The organism is Algoriphagus sp. oki45, assembly GCF_036245605.1.
GTDB lineage: Bacteria > Bacteroidota > Bacteroidia > Cytophagales > Cyclobacteriaceae > Algoriphagus.
In genome coordinates this window covers 897,134-920,839 of sequence record NZ_BTPC01000001.1, presented here as the reverse complement: position 1 = coordinate 920,839, position 23,706 = coordinate 897,134, and the positions used below count along the sequence as shown (strand labels likewise).

The 23,706-nt window shown below is 43.4% G+C and carries 20 protein-coding genes; 8 read left to right on the top strand and 12 right to left on the bottom strand.

The genetic code is table 11. The features are described from left to right. The first annotated feature begins 117 nt into the window (after positions 1-117). A complete protein-coding gene (locus AAA942_RS04005) occupies positions 118-1,497 on the top strand; it encodes a S8 family peptidase (RefSeq protein WP_338218944.1) in 1,380 nt (459 codons plus the stop codon). A 121-nt stretch (positions 1,498-1,618) separates the two neighbouring features. On the opposite strand, the gene AAA942_RS04000 is transcribed toward AAA942_RS04005, so the two are convergent. Continuing rightward, a complete protein-coding gene (locus tag AAA942_RS04000; protein ID WP_338218943.1) occupies positions 1,619-3,829 on the bottom strand; it encodes a tetratricopeptide repeat protein in 2,211 nt (736 codons plus the stop codon). A gap of 150 nt (positions 3,830-3,979) precedes the next feature. Here AAA942_RS04000 and AAA942_RS03995 point away from each other — a divergent pair, with 150 nt between their 5' ends. Beyond that, positions 3,980-6,301, top strand: coding sequence for a family 20 glycosylhydrolase (locus tag AAA942_RS03995; RefSeq protein WP_338218942.1), 2,322 nt, complete (start codon positions 3,980-3,982; stop codon positions 6,299-6,301). A 24-nt stretch (positions 6,302-6,325) separates the two neighbouring features. On the opposite strand, the gene AAA942_RS03990 is transcribed toward AAA942_RS03995, so the two are convergent. Genes AAA942_RS03990 through AAA942_RS03975 form a run of 4 tightly spaced genes read right to left on the bottom strand, consistent with a single transcriptional unit; the run spans position 6,326 to position 12,965 of the window. Beyond that, on the bottom strand, positions 6,326-7,066 hold the full coding sequence (locus tag AAA942_RS03990; RefSeq protein ID WP_338218941.1) for an SIS domain-containing protein: 741 nt from the start codon (positions 7,064-7,066) through the stop codon (positions 6,326-6,328). 12 nt (positions 7,067-7,078) lie between these two features. Further along, complete coding sequence (locus tag AAA942_RS03985) at positions 7,079-9,193, bottom strand: c-type cytochrome domain-containing protein (protein WP_338218940.1); 2,115 nt, start codon at positions 9,191-9,193, stop codon at positions 7,079-7,081. 3 nt (positions 9,194-9,196) lie between these two features. Beyond that, positions 9,197-10,651, bottom strand: coding sequence for a DUF1501 domain-containing protein (locus tag AAA942_RS03980; protein ID WP_338218939.1), 1,455 nt, complete (start codon positions 10,649-10,651; stop codon positions 9,197-9,199). 1 nt (position 10,652) lies between these two features. After that, on the bottom strand, positions 10,653-12,965 hold the full coding sequence (locus tag AAA942_RS03975; protein WP_338218938.1) for a PSD1 and planctomycete cytochrome C domain-containing protein: 2,313 nt from the start codon (positions 12,963-12,965) through the stop codon (positions 10,653-10,655). Between the two features lie 227 nt (positions 12,966-13,192). On the opposite strand from AAA942_RS03975, the gene AAA942_RS03970 reads away from it, so the two are divergent. Continuing rightward, positions 13,193-13,678 carry a hypothetical protein gene (locus AAA942_RS03970; protein ID WP_338218937.1) on the top strand — a complete coding sequence of 162 codons (486 nt, stop codon included), beginning with the start codon at positions 13,193-13,195 and terminating at the stop codon, positions 13,676-13,678. 106 nt (positions 13,679-13,784) lie between these two features. Here AAA942_RS03970 and accC read toward each other — a convergent pair whose 3' ends face one another. From accC to pdxA, 7 genes are all read right to left on the bottom strand, one after another. Further along, a complete protein-coding gene (accC, locus tag AAA942_RS03965; RefSeq protein ID WP_338218936.1) occupies positions 13,785-15,134 on the bottom strand; it encodes an acetyl-CoA carboxylase biotin carboxylase subunit in 1,350 nt (449 codons plus the stop codon). A gap of 24 nt (positions 15,135-15,158) precedes the next feature. Continuing rightward, positions 15,159-15,632 carry an acetyl-CoA carboxylase biotin carboxyl carrier protein gene (gene accB, locus AAA942_RS03960; protein ID WP_338218935.1) on the bottom strand — a complete coding sequence of 158 codons (474 nt, stop codon included), beginning with the start codon at positions 15,630-15,632 and terminating at the stop codon, positions 15,159-15,161. Between the two features lie 93 nt (positions 15,633-15,725). After that, entirely contained in the window at positions 15,726-16,289 is a 564-nt protein-coding gene (efp, locus tag AAA942_RS03955; protein WP_338218934.1) for an elongation factor P, read from the bottom strand. 20 nt (positions 16,290-16,309) lie between these two features. Next, positions 16,310-17,308 carry a beta-ketoacyl-ACP synthase III gene (locus AAA942_RS03950; RefSeq protein ID WP_338218933.1) on the bottom strand — a complete coding sequence of 333 codons (999 nt, stop codon included), beginning with the start codon at positions 17,306-17,308 and terminating at the stop codon, positions 16,310-16,312. Positions 17,309-17,533: 225 nt separating this feature from the next. Then, positions 17,534-17,725, bottom strand: coding sequence for a 50S ribosomal protein L32 (rpmF, locus tag AAA942_RS03945; protein ID WP_338218932.1), 192 nt, complete (start codon positions 17,723-17,725; stop codon positions 17,534-17,536). 12 nt (positions 17,726-17,737) lie between these two features. Then, entirely contained in the window at positions 17,738-18,316 is a 579-nt protein-coding gene (locus tag AAA942_RS03940; protein WP_338218931.1) for a YceD family protein, read from the bottom strand. Positions 18,317-18,415: 99 nt separating this feature from the next. Then, the gene (pdxA, locus tag AAA942_RS03935) at positions 18,416-19,438 is read right to left on the bottom strand and encodes a 4-hydroxythreonine-4-phosphate dehydrogenase PdxA (RefSeq protein ID WP_338218930.1); all 1,023 of its coding nucleotides are present in this window, start codon (positions 19,436-19,438) and stop codon (positions 18,416-18,418) included. Between the two features lie 101 nt (positions 19,439-19,539). On the opposite strand from pdxA, the gene rsmA reads away from it, so the two are divergent. The 5 genes from rsmA (at position 19,540) to AAA942_RS03910 (ending at position 23,678) form a co-directional block, all read left to right on the top strand. Continuing rightward, positions 19,540-20,325, top strand: coding sequence for a 16S rRNA (adenine(1518)-N(6)/adenine(1519)-N(6))-dimethyltransferase RsmA (rsmA, locus tag AAA942_RS03930; RefSeq protein WP_338218929.1), 786 nt, complete (start codon positions 19,540-19,542; stop codon positions 20,323-20,325). Then, positions 20,312-21,679 (top strand): magnesium transporter, encoded by a 1,368-nt coding sequence (gene mgtE, locus AAA942_RS03925; protein WP_338218928.1) that lies wholly within the window; start codon positions 20,312-20,314, stop codon positions 21,677-21,679. The genes rsmA and mgtE overlap by 14 nt, the downstream gene beginning before the upstream one ends. A gap of 2 nt (positions 21,680-21,681) precedes the next feature. Beyond that, a complete protein-coding gene (locus tag AAA942_RS03920) occupies positions 21,682-22,611 on the top strand; it encodes an NAD(P)-dependent oxidoreductase (protein WP_338218927.1) in 930 nt (309 codons plus the stop codon). A 149-nt stretch (positions 22,612-22,760) separates the two neighbouring features. Continuing rightward, entirely contained in the window at positions 22,761-23,234 is a 474-nt protein-coding gene (greA, locus tag AAA942_RS03915; RefSeq protein ID WP_338218926.1) for a transcription elongation factor GreA, read from the top strand. Between the two features lie 51 nt (positions 23,235-23,285). Beyond that, on the top strand, positions 23,286-23,678 hold the full coding sequence (locus AAA942_RS03910) for an HIT family protein (RefSeq protein ID WP_338218925.1): 393 nt from the start codon (positions 23,286-23,288) through the stop codon (positions 23,676-23,678). The last annotated feature ends 28 nt before the right edge of the window (positions 23,679-23,706 follow it).

Below are 23,706 nucleotides of genomic sequence, written 5' to 3'. Positions count from 1 at the left end.
TTCGATTTGTAATTTTTGACTTCTGAAATTAGAATTCATTGAGAAAATTTGAATTATTTCTATGTAATTTTTTAGATATTTATAAACCTTTGACTTTTAACTATTAAGCTTTTCACTATGAAAAATCTAGTATTATTTATCGCTGTTTCTATTTTCCTTTCTAGTTGTTCTGAAAAGGAAATCAAACTCTCGAGCATTGAATTAGAAAGTTTAAATCCTTTTGGAATTCCAGACTCTTCAGTGATCAAAAATTCCTATCTAGTTTTCTTGAATCATGAAAAATTCAAGCCGATAATCGATGAATTTCCTTCTGATTCGAGTAAAGAAAATCCTGATATATTTGAAAAAGCTGCTATGGCCAAAATCAATACTATTGTTGATTTTGGGAAACAATATGGATTGGATCTCAAGGCAGAACAAATCTTTGTAGAGGCTGCCTCAGGTTTTATTTTTGAAGATTCCTCAGAAACCATAATCAAGAAGATCATTTCGGAAAAAGGTCAAGGAAATATTGATGATGTCCAAGCTGACTTCTATTTCTACCTGCAAAACCCAAGGGCAAGAATGCAAAATGGGGGAGGTGCTTTACCCCAAACAATTAGGGCTAGGATGCAGGAAAACCCTCAATGGGGCTATAATGTGAAGGGCTATACCAGTGATGCGGTTTTATATTTAGGTGGTGGACAGCTTTCAGATACTTCTAACGCATCGGATGCCAAAGTATGGTTAATTGATTCTGGGATCGATTCTAATCATCAGGATTTGCTTGGTTTGGTTAACATGAGGCTAAGTAAATCCTATGTCGACGGATCACCGGGAAATGATAAATGGGGGCATGGTACGGCTATGGCTGGCTTAATTGCTGCCATTCCCGCTAATATTAATTTTCCAGAAGACCCAACACTTATTGGAATGACTGGCGTTTCTCCTGGAGCTGAACTGGTTTCATTGAAAGTTTTTGGGGAATTTGCAGAAGCTAGATACTCTCATATTATTCAAGCGCTCAATCTCATCATTCGCAGAAGAGGCGAGCCTGGAGATATTATTAATCTCAGTTTAGGAAATAAGGTGAGAAATTGTTACCAATACGGTCTTTACCCAATAATTAGGAGAATGGCAAGAGGGGGTTTTCTTTTCTCAATAGCTGCAGGTAATGCTTTTGATGGAAACTCTCCTGTTTCTGCTAGTCAATATTTACCTGCTTGTGCTGAGGGAGAAAATATTTTCACAATTGGATCATTTAAAATTGATTACCCAACTGGTAGTACAGAGTATTCTTATTTCTCGAATTTTGGTAGTCCTCCGATTGATTGGGTGGTGCCCGGTAGTTATATTTTTACTACTTATCCAGAGAACAATAAATATGCTGTTATGGAAGGAACATCGCTTTCGGCTGGTTTGATGTCTGGCTTATTGCATTTAACTCAGGGAAATCTGAATACGAAAACTTCAATAGTAGATTCACTTGGGACCTCTTATCCTGTTCCCGAAAGGTGATTTTCCTTAAAAAGTATTCATAGCTGGATTTTATTGAAATAATGACTGTATGACCAACAAAGATGTTTTGGTTCAGGGTTTGTCTTTTCTGGTATTTATGAAAACGCCTTAAACCTTAAAATTACTTTTCCCTTTCAAGTGAGCTAGAAGCCAATTCCTGATTAATTCGATCAAGATCATCTCTTATTTGAGAGATGATCTTTTTGTATCTAATGTCCTCTTTTAGTTTGTCAAAAGTAGGGTTGAACTCAGTGAAAAAATAATCTCGCCAACCTCTTTCGTAAGCGATTTGAAGGTATTTGATTGCCTCTGGAACTTGGTTTTTTGCTGCATAGGCAGTGGATATTTCCAAGGGCAAGTAATATTCTTCCGAGCCCAAACTCATGGCTTCGATCTTAACCTGAATGATGGCGTTAAGCAGAGAATCTGCAAACTTGTCCTCACCTCTTTGCTTCAACAAAAATCCATAATTGATCGGTGTACTGTAGAATTTGTCAAATCCGGATTTCAGATTTCGCTCAATAGAGATTTTCCAAACCTTAAATGCAGAGTCATATTCTTGGGAATAGTAGAGAATGGCACCTGCTGCCCTTACATTATATTCAGAACTGTCCTGAAAAGGGATATTTTCTAAAATGGATAAGGCTTCATTCTTTTTCCCCAGCTCTATCAGGGAATTGGCTTTTAGCTCGTAGGTAGTTTGACTTTTGCTGATTGCCAAGGATCGGTCGAAGTATTGAATGGCCTCATCCAGTCTGCCTAGTATTTTATAAACCCAGCCAATATTTTGATAGGGTATATGAGAACTTGGCCCCAAGTCGGCAGCTTTTTTCTGAAGATTCACTGCCTCAAGCAAATTGCCGCTGGCAAAATTGATTGTCGCCAGATTTCCAATCGCATCGCTCAAATTAGGCTGAAAAGATAAGGCAGTCTCCATCGAGTTTTTTGCTTTGGTATATTCTCCCAAATCATAATATACCATACCTCTTGCCCCATAGCCTTCCGCCAATTTAGGTTCCAATTCCAATGCCTTTGAGCTCATTTCCAGACTCAGGTCATACCATGGGCCTTTAGGTTCATCGAAGGCAATTTGAAAATAAGTTTTGGCCAACCAAGTATAGGCTAAAGCATAATTAGGATCTAATTCGATGGCTTTTTTGAGTAATTCAGCTGCTTCGAAAAACAAACTCGGATCTCCAAAGCCGGCGTAATACAGCTGCTTTGCTTTAAAGACCAAGTCATACGCTTCCGCATTGGAAGTTTCTCCCTTGCCTATTTGGATGGATTCCTCAGCAGTCAACTGGGCATCCAAGACTCTTGCTATATCTCGTGCAACATCATTTTGGAGTTGGGTGATATCTCTGCCTTGCCGGATATATTCATCTGTCCAGATGTTTTTATTTTCATCTGCATCGACCAATTGCAGTTTAAACCTAAACCCCGAGTTTAATTGCTCTATGGTGCCTTTAAGGATGGTGCTCACATCCAGTGTTTTGGCGAGTGAATCCATAGGAAGGGTGGATCCTTTGTATTCCGCCATAGTCGAATAAGCAATGGCTTTGATGGAGTTGATTTTGGTTAATTGTCCGATTATGTTTTCCGTCAATCCATCAGTGAAATAATCAAGTTCTGGATCTCCATTTAGATTGACAAAAGGTAAAACCGCTACGGATTTGTCCTTTTCCCAAACAGAATCTTGCCAAAAAACTGAATAGGTGACCATGGTGAGCAAGAGAAAAACTACTCCGATGCCCACCCAATATTTCCAAGGGTTTCGCTCCTGATATTTAATGTTTTGAAGAACATCTGCTCTCTTGGGAATTTCCAGAGGTTCATTGGTGAGTGCGTGGAGTTCTACCTTATGCTCAACATTTTTTAGATTGAATCCTCCCAATCGTACAGTCTGGAAAATAGTGTTTTCCCCAAGGCGGTGAAGGAGTTGGTCGGAAAGCAGGATGCTGGAGGGGACTCCCACGCTTTGAATCCGGGAACTTTGATTGACTGCATCACCGAAAACATCCCCATGGTCAAAAATAATATCTCCACAGTGTAGCCCTATTCTTAGCTGGAATTTCCCTTTTGAAATGCACTCTTTCTGAATTTCCAAAGATGCCTGAAGAGCTCCCTCGGGGCTTTCGAAAACACCAAGAATTCCATCTCCCAATTCTTTGATTATTTGGCCTCCGTACTTGGAAAAAGTCATTTGATGGGCTTCGAGGTTTTCTTTCATTAGCTGAAAAGCCCCGTCTTCATCCTTTCCCATTAATCGGGTATAGCCCACGATATCCGAAAAATAAACTACGGCCTGTTTTCTGATTAAGTTTTGATTCATAAAATCAGGTTAAAAATGGAGCTCGATCTGCAATGCTTAAACTAGGTAATTTTGGTCTCATAAAAAAATCCAATTAACTCTTAAAAAATGTCATTTAATTTATTTCAGTGAATCTTATTAATCTTGTTCGTTCCATCATTTGATTAAGCCATGAAGCAATCCGCTAAAATATTACTCATTATGTTTCTAGTGCTCTGTTCCTTGCGATCTTTCGGACAAGTATCTGCCCGCTGGGACTTGATTGAAAATCATTTTGGAGATCAAGGATATCATGAAGCCAAACTTTCCCTTACCAATACTTCTGACCAAACAATCGAGGGAGGATGGAATCTTTATTTCAATACGATTTTCATTTCTGTGGCCACTCAGTCCCGCCATGAGGACTTACGATTTCGACATTTGCAGGGAGATTTTTTTGTAATTGAGGGAAAATCCAAGTCACCGGCAATTGCACCCGGAGAAACTTTGGTCATCCCTTACAGAAGTCAAGGTTCATTTTTGAAAAATTCCTATGCGCCTGAAGCCCTGATTTTTGAACAAGCCAATGGGTCATTTTTCGAAGTCAAAGAATACCAAACTGCCTCGATAAGTAGAGAAGAGTTAATTCAAATGGCAGAAGGTTCTTCCATTCCAATAGGTCAAAATCAAACACTCCTTCCGAAAAAGGAATGGGAAGAAAATCAGCTTCCTCCGTTTTTGCCATCACCAAAGCAATGGAAATATACGGGTCCTAGTATTCGGGTGAAAAATACCGGTTTGGGAGTAGTAGGCGATCCAGAGTTTGCACAGGTTGCCTCATTTCTTTTGCAGGGAATCAAAAAGGGCTATAAACCCAAAGTAAATCGAGAAGAAAGACCAATTACTATTCAGGTTAATCGAGTGGAGGGATTGGCCAAGGAGGCTTACCGAATTCGGATTGAGGATCGAAAGGTTGCCATTTCTGCCTCATTTCCACAAGGAGCACTATATGGAGTTCAATCCTTTTTGGCCATGATGCCGGCCGATTTTTGGGGAGAGGGAACAGATGAATTGCTTCTTCCTCAGGTGGAAATTGAAGACGAACCTTCTTATGGATACCGAGGCTTGTTTTTGGATGTCGCTCGTAATTTTCAGCCCAAAGAACAGATATTCAAAGTGTTGGATTTGATGTCTTTTTATAAGTTGAATGTCTTTCATTTCAATTTGGCAAATGATGAGGGATGGAGAATTGAAATTCCCGGTTTACCGGAATTGACCGAGTTTGGAAGTAGACGTGGGTTTTCCAAAGAAGAAAAGGACTTTCTATGGCCTTATTATGGTTCTGGGGCCTATCCTGAACAAAGTCCAAGCGGAACTGGGTTTTACTCCCGCGAAGACTTTAAAGAGATTTTAGCCTACGCCCATTCCCTTCACATCGAAGTGATCCCTGAGTTGGGAGTTCCTGCGCACTCCCGGGCAGCGATTCTGGCGATGGAGAAGCGATATCGGGATTTGATGAAAGCAGGGAAGCCAGATGAGGCACTTCGCTATCGCTTGGCAGATCCTGATGATCGATCTGTTTACCTATCTGCCCAGAATTTTAAAGGAAATACAGTTTGTGTCTGTCAGGAATCTACTTACACTTTCTATGAAAAACTGATTCAGGAGATCAAAACCATTTATCAGGAAGCTCAAGTTCCTTTGCAGACTTGGCATACGGGAGGGGATGAAGTACCTAGGGGCGCATGGAAAGCTTCGCCGATTTGTGATGATTTTTTGGCCAAAAATCCTGAAATAAAGCGGGAAGACTTGAATGATTATTTCCGGTATCGAGTAGCCCAATTGCTTAAGAAGGAAGGAATTGGTCATGGAGGTTGGGAAGAAATTGGGCAAAGCCATGAAGGAAAGCAGATTGTTCCCAATGAAAAGTTTTCTGACCAAAATTGGAGATTGTATGCCTGGAATGCAGTAGCCGGCTGGGGAGGGGAGGACATGGCCTACAAATTGGCTAATGCAGGCTATCCAGTAGTGATATGCTCCAGTGCAAATTTCTACTTTGATCTAGCTTACAATTGGGACCCGGATGAGCGAGGGCATACTTGGAGTGGGGTAGTGGATACTTATCAGGCTTGGAAAACCGTGCCGGGCAAGCTTTACCTTTCACATGATCAGACGATTGATGGCAATGAGTGGAACTGGGATGAGGCTGAAGAAAGGTTTACTCGCCTTACGGAAAAAGGGAAATCCAATATTCTAGGGGTTTCAGGACAGCTTTGGACTGAAACGGTAAAAAGTCCCGAAATGATGGAGTATTATCTTTTGCCAAAAATGCTTGGCTATGTAGAAAGAGCTTGGGCAGGAGATCCCAAATGGGCCTCTTTGGCAAAAGAGGATGAAATGAAAAGATTCCGAGCTGAGGAGTGGGATAGGTTTGTCTTTCTTTTGAGGAAAAAAGAGCTTCCTCGGCTTACCTATCAGTTTGGCGGATTTAATTATCGAAAGCCTGCTGACTAGGTTCAGAAATTCAGGTGGAGCGTTTTAAAGACCTCGGACCACGGACTTGTATTTGGCGATCAAAAGGTCATTTTGGACTTCTCCTTCATCTGAGTTGGAGCTGTTGAATATTTCTGGCCGAATCCCATTTCTCAAGAGAATCCCTGCTGCCTGGACCATAATGGCCTGAAGAAGTGCGGCTCCTACTACCGTGGAGGTTGCCCCAACTTTGGTAGGAAGGCCCTCAAAATCAATGGATGCGTCTCCGATTTCTCCAAAATTGTCCAAGAAGACATCCGAAACCTGAAAAAGCTTCAAGCCGGAGGAGTGCCGGGAATCCACGGATCGGCTATGGGCAAGATTGGTGATCGTAATGACTTTTGCACCAGCTTTTTGAGCCAATTGAGCCATCTCAATACTGACAGGATTTCTTCCGGAATTGGAAGAAATGATAAATACATCTTTTCCGCACAGGCTATAACCTTCAAATAGTTTTTCGGCGTAGCCTTCCTTTCGCTCGATCTCCGTGCTACCTGAAGCATCTTCATGAAGCATTAACGGAGGGTCCAAGATGGGCCTTACCCGAGCAAAACCTCCCGCCCGATAAAAGATCTCCTCTGCCATCATGTGTGAGTGTCCAGTACCTGAGGTATAAATCCATCCTTCGGATTGAATGCAGTCAGCAACCCACTGGGCTGCTTTTTGGATTTCGCTCTCCTGATGAAAGGCTAAGGTTAACTTTTCTTCAACGGCTCGAAAATATTTTTTGAAAGGCTCCTCTTTCATCGGTTGAGCAGATTAATACAGGTAAATCTCATCTACAAATACCCACCCTTTTGCTCCTGCACCGGGATGCCATGCAGGCAGACGTTGAATTGGACTGAGTTTGATTTTGATTCGATCAAAGTCCTCTTGGGGCAGATTTTGACTGAGTAAGTCGAATCGGGCCTCCTGAATTTTTTCAGAAATCATAGGTGGATCAGAATCCAACTTTTTCCACCCATTTCCATTTCCTATCCAATATTCCGCCTTTTCGGGAGGGAAAATATAGGCTCCTTCGTGGAGGAGAAGTCCGATCTTTAGATTTTTAGGAGATTGGCCTTCTTCTAGAAAAATTTCTAGCTCCATGGCTTGTTCAGAATAGCCAAGCCATTCTCCGGAAGTATGATTGGCTTTTCCCTTGATTCCGTCAAACAAGGTTGGTGCTCCATTCGCCTTGTATTTGGGATTGGGTAGGGTAAGGAGATTCCAGGATTTTGGTGAATTCCCTTTTTTGAAAAGGACCACTTTATCTTCCGCACTGCTTATCCACTCAGCGGCAAATGCCTTGGTTCTTATGGTAGAAGTTTTATCTATTGGAAAAGGGCCAGAATAAAGCGGGGAATTAAGGCTGTCAGGCTCAGTTTCATCCAAAGTATATCTGATTTGAACAGTAGAAATAGGGTGCTTGATGCTGACTTCCGTAGCATTCTCAAACATCAGTTGCTTGTATTCAATCTTGGGAGGATTCAGTTGGTAGACTACCTCACTGGCGTCAAACCCAAAGTCAATTTCAACTCCAGAAAGCAAAGAAGTGAGCTTTTTCTTCTCTTCATCAGATAGGGTGCTTTGCCAAAAATAAAGGTGAGTTAAATTGGGAAAAGACTCCAAAATGGGTATGATTTCGGGGCCCAAGCTATTTCCTGAAATCGCCAGCCTACGCAAGGAAGGATTTCCCTCAAGAGTTTTTAATTGGTTCGAACTCACTTCTGAAAAGTTAAGCTGAAGCTCTTCCAAGTGGGGAAGACCACTTAAAACATCCAAATTCACGCCTTTAAGTGGCATTCGGTTGAGATTGACTTTTACGATCTGATCCTTGACTGATTTCAGATCATTCAGGGAATTGGGATCAAATGCAGAACTTCCAAAATAAGCCACCTCCAAAGCCGGCGAACCCGGATAAATAGGCTTTACTTTTCTGAAAAAATTATTGAGTTTTTCCACCTTATCAGCACTTGCTGAGGCGAAGTCATAGGAAGATTCTGCAGAAAACCGATTCGATGCCAGCTGGAACAAGGGAGTATCACTCGGTAAATCGCTCACTTTCTGATCAAAAGTAGCTCCCTGAGCTACCCACTGCTCCAGGATTTCCATCTCCTCATCGGTTAGCTGTGCTTTGTTTTTGGGAGGCATGTGCTCTTCGTCCTCGAGGGGCAAATGAATCCGTTGGAAAAAGAGAGAAGCAGATGGATCGCCTGCCACTACAAACGGACCGCTTTTTCCTCCCTTCTGAATTCCCGAAATCTGATCCAATCTCAGTTCTCCCTTGATTTTCCCTTCTTTGTGACAAGCAACGCATTTGGTCTCCAGAATAGGTTGTACCAAATGGGCAAAGACCTCTGCTTCTTGGAGATTGACGGTTTTGGTTTCTTTTGCCAAAAGCGGTTCAAAAAGGAAATCCTCCCCATGGGTAAGGTTGGCTCCAAAGTGCCCGGTCAAGACCAAAACAAGGGCCAAAGCTGAAGTAGAAAACTTGAGGGCTTTGCTAGATTTTTTACTTGAAAAGTAGATTCCGATAGATATAAACAAGGAAATGATTCCCAGCCATTTATGCCAATTCAGTGAATCTCCCTCGTAGTCTTCAGTAGCCAGAATCAAACCTGCTACCACAGTGACTCCGGCTAGGTTTGCTCCCAAAAGAAGTAGCTTTCTGCCTTGGTCTTTCCAGCTTTTTTCCCCCACCCAAAAGACTCCAACAGCCATCAAGAGTATGACTAAGGGAAAATGCAGAATAACAGGATGAAGCCTTCCTAATACCTGTACCCATGCTGGCACTTGGAGCGAATCTCCCCCAAAAATCAAAATCAGGGTCAAACCTCCCCAAAAAAACAGGAGATTTTCCAGCCAATAAATTGCGTTCGAATACTGCCTCATAAATCAGGCAATCAGGTCTTTGACTACATGGCCATGGACATCGGTCAGTCGATACCGTCTTCCCAAATGCTTGTAGATCAGTTTTTCATGATCTATTCCCATCAGATGAAGCACTGTGGCTTGGAAATCATGCACATGCACGGGGTTTTCGGTGATATTGTATCCAAAGTCATCCGTTTCTCCATAAACTATTCCTGACTTGACGCCTCCTCCTGCCATAAAAATGGAGAAGGCTCTAGGATGATGATCCCTACCATAGTTGGCAGGTGCGATTTTGCCCTGACAATAATTCGTTCGCCCAAATTCTCCTCCCCAAATCACCAATGTTTCGTCCAATAAGCCTCTTTGCTTGAGGTCGGTAATCAAGGCGGCGGAGGCCTGGTCCACATCTTTTGCCTGACCGATCATTTGATTTGGGAGATTATCATGGGCATCCCATCCCTGATGATAAAGCTGAACAAATCGAACGCCATTTTCGGAGAGTTTTCTAGCCAATAAGCAATTGGCGGCATACGTGCCGGGTACCAAACATTCCGGTCCATAGAGCTTTACAATGCTATCGGGTTCTTTACTTACGTCCGTGATTTCCGGTACAGCTGTCTGCATGCGAAAGGCCATTTCGTATTGCTGCACTTTGGTGGTGATCTGCGGATCGTTGAATTCCCTATAGTTTAGATCGTTCATTGCCGCTATGTGGTCCAGCATTTTTCTGCGCTGATCCCTAGTCATTCCATCTGGGTCAGAGAGGTAGAGCACGGGGTCTTCCGAGTTGGAAAACTGGACTCCCTGATGCCTTGCATCTAAAAACCCATTGGACCAAAGCTTGGAATATACACCTTGCCCATTCCCTTTGCCGCGGCTGAGCAGAACGCAGAAGGCAGGAAGATTTTCATTTTCACTTCCCAGGCCATAGCTAAGCCAGGAACCCATGCTGGGGCGATTGCCCACTTGGGCTCCAGTCTGGAAGAAGGTCAATGCAGGATCGTGATTGATCGCTTCAGTATGCATGGATTTGACAATACACAAGTCGTCCACGACTGAGGACAAATGAGGGAAGAGAGAGGAAATCCAGGCTCTACTTTGTCCATATTGATTGAATTCGAAGTAGGAACCTACCAATGGGAAAGAGCTTTGACCTGCGGTCATTCCGGTCAATCGCTGCCCCATTCGAATGGATTCAGGGAGTTCCTGTCCAAAGTTTTTGGTCAATAAGGGCTTGTAATCAAAGGTTTCCAACTGGGAGGGAGCTCCGTTTTGAAACAAATAAATGATTCGCTTGGCCTTCGGTGCAAAATGAGGAAGGGCCTGCATGATGGCCTCTTCACTTGCACTTTTACCTGAGAACAAATCCGGAATCATCAAGGAACCCAATGCAACGCTTCCTATGCCTAAGCTTAGTCTGGAAAGAAACTTTCTCCGGTTGTGATTCAATCCCTGCTCTAATATTTCCTTTTCCATTTTAGCTCTTGGTAATAGTTTCTTCCAAATTATAAAGACTCATAATGACTTGCATCAAAGCTGCATTATCTGCAGTGATAGCGCTTTTGCTCATCGGATATTCTCCTATGTTTACGGTCTTTTCAACCTCTTCTGGATGGGTATTGAAATACTCCAACTCTTCATCATAATACTCTTTCAGAAGGTTCTTTTCTTGGGGCTTCATTTCACGACAAAGAATTCGCAGAAAGGCTTCATTTATTGCTTTTTCTGGGTTGGTATGCTTTTCTGAAAGCTTGGTAGACAATACCCTCGCTGCTTCCAGGACCATGGGGTCATTCATCATCACCAAAGCCTGTAGCGGGGTATTGGTGCGGTTTCGGGAGATTTCGCAGCGATCCCGATTACTCGAATCGAAAATAATCGCTTTGGGTGGAGGCACTGTCAGTTTGATGAAGTTGTAGATGCCTCTTCTGTAAAGTTTTTCTCCTTCGTCTTGAACGTAGGTAGCTAATGTGCCACGGCCTGAAGTAGCCGCTTCCCATAGACCGGAAGGCTGATAGGGCTTGACGCTTGGACCTCCCAATTCCGTGACTAGTAGCCCACTGCTTGCCAAGATTAAGTCTTGGATATTTTCAGCAGGCAATCTCAGTCTTGAGGAACGGGCTAGATATAGGTTGTCCGGATCTACTTCCAAATGCTTTGCGCTGACTTCTGCAGATTGCCGATAGGTGGACGACAGCAGGATTTGCTTTAGAAGCCTCTTGATATCCCAGTCATTCTCCATGAAGTCGGCTGCTAACCAATCAAGCAGTTCGGGGTGCGTGGGCAAATCGCCCTGCATACCAAAATCCCCAGCTGATTTGACAATACCTTTGCCGAAGATTTCCTGCCAGATCAGATTGACAAATACTCGGGAGGTAAGTGGATTTTCTCTTGATGTAGCCCATTTGGCCAGTCCGAGGCGGTTTTTCTCATACCCCTCATCAAATTCCAAAATGGAGGAGGGAGTAGAGGCAGTCACAGGGACTGTGGGAGCATCATAAACTCCTCGGTCCAGAATGTAGGTGGTTCTTTTCTCTGATTCGTCCAATTCCCCCATCACCGAGATGAGGAGTTGGGTAGTGTCTGGGTGATTTATGAAGCTGAGAATTCCGTCCAAGTCCTCCCGTTCTACCCAGAGAATGGGAGTTTTGGCTGGTTTGGTTTGGCTGATATCCCCTTCAAATCCTTTCTCTTTGGAATTGTTGAAGAAGGCAAAAAGCTCATAATATTCTTGCTGAGAAAAGGGGTCATACTTGTGGTCGTGGCATTGTGCACATTCCATCGTGATTCCCAAGATTCCCTTGCTGAAGGTGTTGGTTTTATCCAATACATATTCGATGCGGTATTCCTCAGGAATCACGCCCCCTTCCTCAGTGTACTTATGGTTTCTGTTGAAGGCGGTAGCCAGGATTTGTTCTTTGGTGGGATTAGGTAAAAGATCGCCGGCGAGTTGCCATGTTAAAAACTCATCGTAAGGCAGGTTTTTGTTGAAAGCATGTATCAGCCAATCTCTGTAGGGCCATTGTGACCGATACTCATCGTCCTGATATCCGTAGCTGTCTGAGTATCTGGAAATATCCAGCCAAAGAATGGCCAATTTTTCTCCAAATGCAGGTTGGAAGAGGAGTTCATCCAATAGCTTTTCGTAAGTATTTCCATTTTCAAATCCCGTGTATTTAGCCAGGAGCTCGGGAGTAGGAGGTAATCCTGTGAGATCCAAACTTGCTCTTTTGATCAAGGCGTAAGAGTTAGCCTCGGGATTGGGATTCAGACCTTTTTCCTTCATTTTTTTCAAGACAAAGGAATCAATCTCATTTGCTCCCCAGTCTAAATTAGGAACTTTCGGTTTTTTAACAGGAATAAAGGCCCAATGAGGTTCATATTTTGCTCCTTGATCAATCCATTTTTTGATCAAGTCAATTTCTGATTCAGTGAGGAAAAGATTGGATTCGGGGGGAGGCATTACCTCTCCGGGGTCTTGCGAGGTGATTCGGTGGTAAACTTCGGAATCCATCGCACGGCCTGCCACTAAAGCATACTTTCCCGGGTTTTCTTTCAGTGCGGCAAAGGCCCCTTCCTCTGTGTCCAGTCTGAGATCGGCTTCTCTTTTATTGGCATCCGGACCGTGACAAGCAAAGCATTTGTCAGATAGAATGGGACGAATGTGAAAATTATAGCTGACCTGATCTGTAGCCAAAAGGTCCGCCTGATCTGTGGAGGAAGTTTTGCAGGAAGCTAATCCTAAGGTCAGGGCAAGAGAAGCAGCAAGAATTTTCGACAATTTGGGCATTTGGGAAAATTGTTTAGCCCAAAAGTTATGGAAAAATTTTAAAAAAGGCATCCTGACTTTTTTATAAAAATATTGATTAAGTCAAAACATAAAATTCCGAATTAATGATCTCCTTTAGTACTATATGCAAAATAAAAATCCGTCATTTTGGATAATCAATAAAGTTAAGAGCAAACGCATAAGGATTTGATTTCGAGTGAATTTACCTTGCTGGAAATATTGAACCTATGAAAAAATCTGTACTTCATTTCGCTTTAGGTTTGGCAATTCTTGGGATTATTTTTTCCTGCAAAACCTATAGAAACGTGGAAAATCTACCGCCAAAAGTATCAAAAGAGCTTCAAGATGGTCCTTTTGTCAATGAATCTCTACTCAAACTGATAGAAGGAGATAAGATTCAACTCATTACTCTATCGGGAGAAACTTACAATATGACTTTCATTCAGGTGAAGGAGGATAAGGTTGTAGCGGAGCTTAGGGGAAAAAATGGAAGAAGGGTAAATCCCAGCCAGAATATTGAATTTCCAATCGGGGAGATCGACCGGCTTTATACTAGAAGAGTGAGTGCTGAAGCAACAGTTGCTTTTGGTTTGTTAAGTGCTCTGGGGATACTTTTTGGGATTTATGCATTAGCGGTTTCTTCGGGTGGGGGATATTGGAAGACAGAAATAAAAAAAGAGGTTGTCTCAAAAATCGCTTTGTTGTCAGCCTGAGCGGAGTCGAAGGCCATTTCCAGCTTTCCGGACGACATTTCGACTTCGCTCAATGTGACAAACTTCACTTTTGAGACAGCCTCTTCCAATAAGTATTAGAACAGCATTACCCTTTGATCACCGAGAAGTCAAATGTTTCCAAAAACTTCGTGGTGAAATCCCCTTCCTTGAATTGCTCGTTTTCCAGCAGAGCAATGTGGAAAGGAATGGTGGTCTTGATCCCGTCGATGACAAATTCTTCCAATGCCCGCTTCATCCTCACGATCACCTCTTCCCGTGACTGACCGCTTACAATCAGCTTGGCAATCATGGAATCGTAATTCGGTGGAATCACATATCCTGCATAGACATGGGAGTCGACACGCACGCCTCTACCTCCAGGAAGGTGTAGATTGTGAATCTTTCCTGGACTAGGGCGAAAGCCGTTAGCTGGATCTTCTGCATTGATTCTACACTCCATGGCATATAGCTTTGGGTAGTAGTTTCTTCCGGAAATGGTTTCACCTGCTGCCACTTTGATTTGTTCCTTGATCAAATCAAAATCAGTCACTTCCTCTGTAATCGGATGTTCCACCTGAATTCGGGTGTTCATCTCCATAAAGTAGAAGTTGCGATGCTTGTCTACCAAGAATTCAATGGTACCTGCACCTTCGTATTTGATGGCTTCAGCACCTTTGATGGCAGCTTTTCCCATTTCTTCACGGAGTTCTTCTGTGATAAATGGAGAAGGGGTTTCTTCAACCAGTTTTTGATGTCTTCTCTGAATAGAGCAGTCTCTTTCAGAAAGATGGCAGGCTTTTCCGGTTCTGTCTCCGACGATCTGGATTTCGATGTGGCGGGGTTCTTCCACGAATTTCTCAAGGTAGAGCCCATCATTTCCGAAAGCAGCTCCCGACTCCATTCTTGCATCATCCCAAGCTTTTTGGAAGTCTTTTTCTTCCTTGACGATCCGCATACCTCTACCTCCGCCTCCGGCGGTGGCTTTCAGGATTACAGGATAGCCCATTTCTGCGGCTATTTTTTTGCCTTGAGCGACGCTATCCAATAAGCCGTCCGAACCAGGAATGGTGGGAACTCCTGCCGCTTTCATGGTAGCTTTTGCGGTAGCTTTGTCTCCCATCTTTCCGATCATGTCCGGAGAGGCTCCGATAAATTTGATTCCGTATTCTTCACAGATTCTGGAGAATTCGGCGTTTTCGGAAAGGAATCCATAGCCGGGGTGAATTGCATCAGCGTTGGTAATTTCGGCAGCTGCAATAATTCTGGGGATATTGAGGTAAGATTCTCTGCTGGGTGCAGGACCGATACATACAGCCTCATCTGCAAAACGGACATGGAGACTGTCCTTGTCAGCGGTGGAATAAACAGCCACAGTTTTGATCCCCATCTCCTTGCAGGTACGGATGATTCGGAGGGCTATTTCTCCCCGGTTTGCTATTAAGATTTTTTTAAACACGCTTTTTGGGATTTAGTGAAAAAATCAACCGGCTGGATCTACCAAGAACAAAGGCTGATCGTATTCTACCGGAGTGGCATTGCTGACCAAGATTTTCACAATTTTTCCGGAAATCTCTGATTCGATTTCGTTGAAAAGCTTCATTGCCTCAATGATGCAAACAGTTTGGCCAGCTTTGATTGTAGCACCTTCGGTCACAAAAGGAGCGGCGTCAGGATTAGGAGTAAGATAGAATGTTCCAATCATCGGGGATTTGATTTCAAGGAGATTGGATGGTGCTGCTGAAGGGGCAGGAGCCGGTGCAGGTGCTGGTGCAGGAGCCGGAGCTGATGCTACTGGAGCTGGTGCAGGAGCTGCTACCACTTGCTGTACAGGAGCTGCACTTGATTCTGCGTATTTCTTGATGGAAAGTTCGAATTCCTCTGTTTTTATCTTGACTTCCGCCAAGCCAGAGTTGGAAATGTAATCGATCAGTTCCTGAATCTCTTTAGCTTTCATAGGGTTTTGGTTTGTTCAATGTCCTAGACATTGGTTGGGGTTTAAAAACAAAAAGGCTGTGTAATTTACAGAAATGACACAGCCAATAACAAATTATTTTACTCTTTCGGAATAGGACCCATCCCGAGTGTCGACCTTGATCATGGTGTCTTGATCCACGAAAAGGGGAACCATAACAGTAGCACCAGTTTCTACAGTTGCAGGTTTTAGCGTATTGGTAGCAGTATCACCTTTGATTCCTGGCTCGGTGTATGTCACCATCAATTCCACAAAAGGAGGAAGCTCTACAGAAAGTGGAGTTTCCGTCTCTGCGTGAACAAGGATATCCACTAGTTGCCCGTCTTTTAGAAGGTTGGCTCTTTCGATCAGATGCTCTTCCAAAGACATTTGCTCAAAGGTCTCGGTATCCATGAAGTGATGGCCAAGATCGTCTTTATATAGAAATTGGTGGGGTCTTTTTTCTACTCTCGCGGTAGTCACTTTTTCACCTGCGGAAAAGGTTTTGTCCAATACCTTTCCACTTCTGAGGCTTTTTAGCTTGGTTCTTACGAAAGCAGCTCCTTTTCCAGGTTTGACATGCTGGAATTCGACAATGGAGTAAATGTCATTGTTCATTTCCAGACAGAGTCCGTTTTTAAAATCTGCGGTACTTGCCATATTTTACTTTATCTGTTGTTTTATTTCGGGTCATAAGCCCACTTGAGATAGATGGCTCCCCAAGTGAAACCACCACCAAATGCGGCTAGGATTAGATTGTCGCCTTTTTTCAGTTGTTTCTCATATTCCCAAAGGCAAAGTGGGATGGTAGCAGCCGTAGTGTTGCCGTATCTTTCGATATTCATCATCACTTTTTCAGGGCCTACTCCCATTCTGTTAGCAGTGGCATCAATGATCCGCTTATTGGCCTGATGAGGTACAAGCCAAGCGATGTCTTCGCCTTTTAGTCCGTTTCTTTCCATGACTTCTGCACTTACATCAGCCATATTGGTCACGGCAAATTTGAATACGGTCGCCCCTTCCTGATAAGCAAAATGTTCACGCTGGGCGATGGTTTCCGGTGAAGCTGGTTTGCGGCTACCTCCGGCCTTCATATGAAGGTAAGGCTCTCCCGAACCGTCTGCCTTGAGGATGGCATCCATGATTCCAAACTCTTCAGTAGTGGCTTCAAGCAGTACCGCTCCGGCTCCGTCTCCAAAAAGAATACAGGTAGTACGGTCCTGATAGTCCACAATAGAAGACATCTTGTCCGCTCCTACTACCACTACTTTTTTGTGGGTCCCGGCCTGGATAAACTGGGCACCAAGCTGGAGTGCATATAAAAATCCGGAGCAAGCCGCCCCGACGTCAAAGCTGAATGAATTTTTTGCTCCCACCTTGTCCGCAATGATGTTGGCAGTAGCGGGGAAAGGCATATCCGGAGTGACGGTCGCGCATATGATTAGCTCGATTTCCTTTGGATTGGTTCCGGTTTTTTCCAGCAGGCCTTTGACTGCCTCTATTCCCATTACTGAAGTTCCCTGGTTTTCACCTTTGAGGATTCTCCTTTCTTTGATACCGGTCCTTGAGGTGATCCATTCGTCATTGGTTTCGACTAGGGTTTCCAGTTCTTTGTTGGTCAGTCGGTACTCAGGAACATATCCTTGAATCCCTGTGACCTTGGCTCTTATTTTATCCATTCTTCTTGGGGTTTCAATGAACACATCAAAGAAAATGTGTCATTGGCTGGGTTGGTTTGATCCAGAATTAATGATAGGCGTCAAAAATAGTACAATGGCACCTGACCACCAAAGCCCAAAGGAGTAAGCTTTTTGAATTCCTTCATTTTCAGGAATTTCTGATTGATTAAAAATAAAAAATCCATCCCTTTGAGGAGATGGATTATATAAGATGAAGATTTCTAATTAAGCCTGAATCTCTTTTTCGATGATTACTTGTCCTTTGTAGTACAATTTACCATCAAGCCAGAAGGCTCTGTGAGGCAAGTGCATTTCTCCTGTTGTTGGGCATTTTGCCAATCCAGGTGCTTCCAGCTTGTAATGAGTTCTTCTTTTATCTCTTCTGGTTTTCGAAATTTTGCGTTTAGGATGTGCCATTTTATGCGTGGTTTATGATTGTTCTTTGTTTTTTAATTTCAACAGTTGCTCCCACCGCGGGTCAACCGGCTTTGATTCATTTTCTTCAGTTTCACTGCTCTCTTCCAGATTTTCCTCTTCTTCAGATTGAATGTAGACAAATCCTCCTTCTACATCATAGTCCTCGTCATCGAGCTCATTTTTGTAATCAGGATGAATTTTTTTTACAGGAAGGGAGAGCAAGATAAATTCGTAGATCAACTGAGCTACATTGATCGAAGGGGTATCCCTGGTGATCATGCTCACATTTTCGTCAATCTCTTGCTCGATTGGGCCATACTTATAGATCATCACTTCGGAGGTTTCTAATTCATAATCAAAAACTTCCAAACTTCTATCACAAGTCAATTCGACCGTACCCTGGATTTGGAATTCCAGTTCGATCAAATTCGGCCCTTTGTCCATCAAGACCCGTACGGTCAAGTTGCCTTTATCCAGGATTTCATTGTCTTCGAAATGTCTGAAAAAGGTTTCATTGATTTCGAAGTCAAATTCGTGATGCCCTTCTTTGAACTTAATGACTTCAATATCAAAGGTTTTCAAGAATTTCACGATTTCTCCACCTGATTTAAGACCGCAAATGTAGGGATTAATTCAGGAATCAAGAAGCAGATTTTAAAATATTATTTGGTCTACGTGCCAAAATTCTAATCAAATTTCTACTTCCTCTTGCTGATGCTGGGAGATTACATCTGATGCAAGAAGCAAAGCCGCTCTCATCGAGCCCTCATCCGCCAGATTTTTACCTGCAATATTATAGGCAGTGCCATGGTCGGGCGAAGTTCGGACCATAGGAAGTCCTGCGGTAAAATTCACCCCAGTGCTAAACGCCAGAGACTTGAAAGGAATAAGGCCTTGATCGTGGTACATAGCCAAAACTCCATCGAATTTGGTTTGATGCATCATGCCAAAAAATCCATCTGCAGGATAAGGCCCAAATACCAAGTTGTTTTTGTCCTTAAGTTCTCTTATCGCCGGTTTGATCACGTTTTCTTCTTCATCTCCCAGAAGTCCATCTTCACCAGCATGAGGATTTAGACCCAAAATCGCAATTTTCGGTTTATTGATGCCAAAATCCTGACTTAAGCTTTGGAGAAAAATATTCGTCTTTTGGATGATTTTTTCTTTGGTAATCGCAGTTGGAACTTGGGCTAAGGGCAGATGTCCGGTAATCAATCCTACTCTCAAATCATCGGAAATCATGGTCATCAGACTTTCTTTGGCCCCAAAAGCATCCGTAATGAATTCGGTATGGCCAATGAAGCGAAGTTCCTCACTGTTGATATTGTTTTTGTTGAGTGGGGCAGTGACTAGTCCATGGATTTTTCCATTTTTCAAATCTTCAACAGCAGCTTGAAGAGAAGCTAAAGCAAACTTCCCTGCCTCTTGGGTTTCGACTCCGGGTAGGATCTCGGGGCAGTCTTCTGTCACATTGATGACATTGACTTTATGGTATTGAACTTCGTCGATGGACCTGATTTGAGAAAAATTAAAGCTTTCGAGGCTGAGTTGCTTTCGATAGTACACTACTGCCTTTCCATGACCATATATCACCGGGGTAAAGGACTTAAAAACCCGGTTGTCGGAGAGTGCCTTTAGCGTGACTTCCAGTCCAATTCCATTGATGTCCCCTATGCTGATGCCTAAAATTGGCCGATTTTTTTTCGCGTTCATATTTCTTTTGGAAAAGCTATAAAGAAGAAAATTCCCAAGCCTTTTGGAATATTCCCTTAATTTTAAGGCTGCAATTTATAAAAAATAATCACAGCCCTAGGATGGAAAAGGTCAGAGCAAAAAAGCATTTGGGACAGCATTTTCTGACCGACCTGAGTATTGCTGAGCGAATTGCTCAAGCAGTCAAAGGGCATGGTGGGGTTTCAGCAGTTTTGGAGATTGGACCTGGCATGGGAGTGCTGACAGATTTTCTTTTGGAGGGGAATCTGGAGGTTTTTCTGATCGATATCGACCAGGAAAGTATAGCTTACCTGAATAAAAAATATCCTCAACTGGGAAATCGAATATTGGAGGGGGATTACCTGAATTACGATTTTTCCCAACTTCTTCCTGAAAAGTACGCCTTGGCGGGGAATTTTCCCTACAATATTTCCTCTCAGATTTTCTTCAAGGTCCTAGAAGAGCGAGAGAAAATCACCGAAGTGGTCTGCATGCTCCAAAAGGAAGTAGCTCAGCGTATCGCCTCTCCCAAAGGGAACAAAGATTACGGAATCCTATCGGTTTTGCTCCAGGCTTGGTACGATATTGAATACCTGTTTTCTGTTCCTCCTCATGTATTCAATCCTCCTCCCAAGGTGAATTCCGGAGTAATTCGCCTCACAAGAAACGCCGTGAAAAAACTGGATTGCGATGAGAAGCTTTTCTTCAAGGTAGTCAAAGCCGGATTTGGTACTAGGAGAAAGACACTTAGGAATTGCCTTAAACCCTTCCAGTTGCCGGAAGAATTCAAAACTCATCCCATGCTTGACCTGAGAGCAGAGCAGCTGGATGTGAGTGATTTTGTGTTTTTAACCCAAAAAATAGAAGCTAGTCGTGGAACCCATTAAGCAATTTGAGCTATCCAAAGAATACCTGGAAAGTCTCCAACTGGGGATAGAACAGGGCGACAATGATTTCATTCAGGAATCCCTGGAAGGAGTCAATGTAGCGGATATTGCCGCGATTTTGGATGAGCTCAGCATGAATGAGGCGATTTATGTGCTTCGTCTTTTGGAAAAGCAATTGTCTGCGGATATCCTGATCGAGCTGGATGAAGATTCTTTGGGTCGGGTCTTGAGGGAACTGGAAACTGCTGAAATTGCCTCTTGGATAGAATTGATGGATTCGGATGACGGGGCTGATATTTTAAGTCTTTTTCAGGAGAGAGAAAGGGAAGAAGTCATCGCCGAAATCCAAGATCGGGTCAAGCTGGAACAGATTCTCGAACTCCTCCGATATGAAGAAGATACCGCAGGGGGGATTATGGCCAAGGAATTTATCCGGGCCAATAAAAACTGGAACATCCTCCAGACCATCAATGAAATCAGACGCCAAGCCGAAAACGTGGAAAAGATTTTTTCGATCTACGTAGTCAATAACCGTCAGCAACTATTGGGAAGGGTTTCTTTGAAAAAAATCATTCTTGCTGCCTCTGATACCAAGATTGAAGACATCTATGAGGAGGATGTGATTTCAGTGCCTGTGACTATGGACCAGGAAGAGGTAGCTGCCATCATGAGAAAATATGACTTGGAATCGGTCCCAGTGGTAAATGTCAAAAATAAGCTCGTAGGCCGAATCACCGTCGATGATATCCTCGATGTAGTCCAGGAAGAGGCAGATGAAGATATTCAGGCGATGGCCGGGGTGTCCGCGGATATTGAAGAATCCGATTCCGTGTTTACCATTTCCAAAGCCCGTCTACCTTGGCTGCTGATCGGCGTAATGGGTGGATTAATGGGGGCCAAAATCATTGGGTTTTTTGAGGATGGACTGAGCAAATACCTAGCCTTAGCCTCCTTTATCCCCTTGGTAGCGGCAACTGGAGGGAATGTGGGAATTCAGGCTTCTTCCTTGATCGTGCAATCCTTGGCCAGCAAGTCTGCCTTTGATGATACTCCTTTGCAGCGCTTTGTAAAAGGTCTTTTTGTAGCCCTACTCAACGGAGTGGTTTTGGGCGCTTTTGTTTTCTGCGTGGTAGTGTTTTTGTATGGGTTTGAGCCGATTTTCGGTGTTACCGTAGGTTTTGCGCTTTTCTGTGTCGTCTTGCTGGCTTCTTTTATGGGGACAGTCACACCGATAGTATTGAACCGATTTGGGATCAATCCTGCCATTGCCTCCGGCCCATTTATCACCACAACCAATGACCTTTTGGGTCTGGCAGTATATTTCGGCGTGGCCATGCTGTTACTTAAGCTTTGACAATGAAGATTCTTATTATCGACGAAATGCATCTCAGTATTCTGGAGATGCTGAAGGAAGATGGACATGAGGTAGAATATGCCCCAGAGATTACCCGGGATGAAATTTTGGAGAAAATTCATGATGTGGAAGGATTGATCATCCGCTCCAAGACTCCCATGGATCGACCCCTGTTGGAAAAAGCGCCAAAGCTGAAATTTATCGGCCGGGCTGGGGCAGGGTTGGACAAGATTGATTTGGAGTATCTGGAAGCCAGAGGCATCCGGCTTTTTCATGCAGCCAAAGGCAACCGGGACGCCGTGGCCGAGCATGCCATAGGAGGATTGTTGGCACTGTTTAATCACTTGGTCAAATCAGACCAGGAAGTCAGAAAAGGGATCTGGGATCGGGAAGGGAACCGTGGCCATGAGCTTAAAGGAAAGACTGTAGGCCTCATGGGTTTTGGAAATATGGGTAAATCCTTCGCGAAACGATTGCAAGGTTTTGGAGTCCGAGTGCATGCTTTTGACAAGTACAAGAAGGGCTTTGGAACTGATCAAGTAGAAGAAGTCACCTGGGATGTGCTCAAAAAAGAAGCGGATGTCCTCAGTATCCATGTACCTCTTACTCCTGAGACCAAAGGATTTTTCACCCTGGATGAGCTGAAGGGGTTTTCCAAGCCTTTTTGGCTGGTCAATACGGCTCGAGGAGAGGTGATTACTTTTTCGACTTTGAATCAGGCCTTGGATCAGGGGATCTTGAAGGGGGCAGTTTTAGATGTGTTGGAAAATGAAAAATTCAAAAAATTCAGTCCTGAGCAAAAGGAAGAATTCAGTCGATTGGCACAGCGAGAGAATGTGATTTTTTCGCCCCATGTGGCCGGTTGGACTTTTGAATCTTATGAAAAAATCAACCGGGTATTGGTGAAGCAAATCCGAAAGGAGTTTAACTAGTTTGAGTGGTTTATATGCCTTTTTTCCTACTTGCTTTGACCAAAAGCTTTACTATCTTTGCAGGGTAAAATAAAGGCAAAAACAAAGTAACGGTCTCCATCACGTGACCGTTACTTTGTTTTTTGTGCCTTTTGAAAAGCTGTAAGATTATGTCAAAAGTACAATACTACACCGAGGAAGGGCTGAAAAAGCTGAAAGACGAACTTCATGAATTGAAGACCAAGGGAAGAGCGGATATCGCTCGTCAGATCGCCGAAGCTAGGGACAAAGGAGACCTCAGCGAGAATGCAGAATATGATGCGGCGAAAGACGCCCAAGGTCTTTTGGAATTGAAAATTGCCAAGCTGGAAGAAGTCGTGGGAAATGCCCGAATTCTGGACAATTCCAAAATGGATACCTCAAAAGCGGGTATTTTGAGCACGGTGAAAATCAAAAATGTAAAAAACGGAATGACCGTGAGCTATACCTTGGTTTCCGAGGAAGAAGCAGACCTGAAAGCGGGTAAGATTTCTTTAGCTTCACCCTTCGGAAAAGGATTAGTCGGCAAATCAGTAGGTGAGATTGCGGAAATCAATGCACCTGCCGGAAAGCTTCAATTTGAAATTCTGGATATCACCTATTAATCCATCTTTTTAAATCCTGGTTTTTACCGGGATTTTTTAATTTTAACCCCTATGGCAAGCATCTTCACTAAAATCATCAATCGGGAAATCCCTGCTCAAATCGTAGCAGAGGATGAAAACTACATCGCTTTTTTGGACATCATGCCTTTGGTCAAAGGCCACGTCCTAGTGGTACCAAAAAGAGAGGTGGACTACATTTTCAATATGGAGCCTGAGGAACTGGCCGGATTGCATGTGTTTGCACAGAAAGTAGCCAAAGCAATGGACAAGACCATCACATGCACCCGTATCGGGGTTGCCGTGATCGGCTTGGAAGTTCCTCATGTACACGTTCATCTGGTGCCGCTAAGGACCATGGATGATATCAACTTTACTAGACCCAAACTTAAGCTTACTCCCGAGGAGTTGGCTGAGATAGCAGATAAGATAAGAGCTGGTTTTTGATCTTTTGATCTGGAACACTACAAAAAAA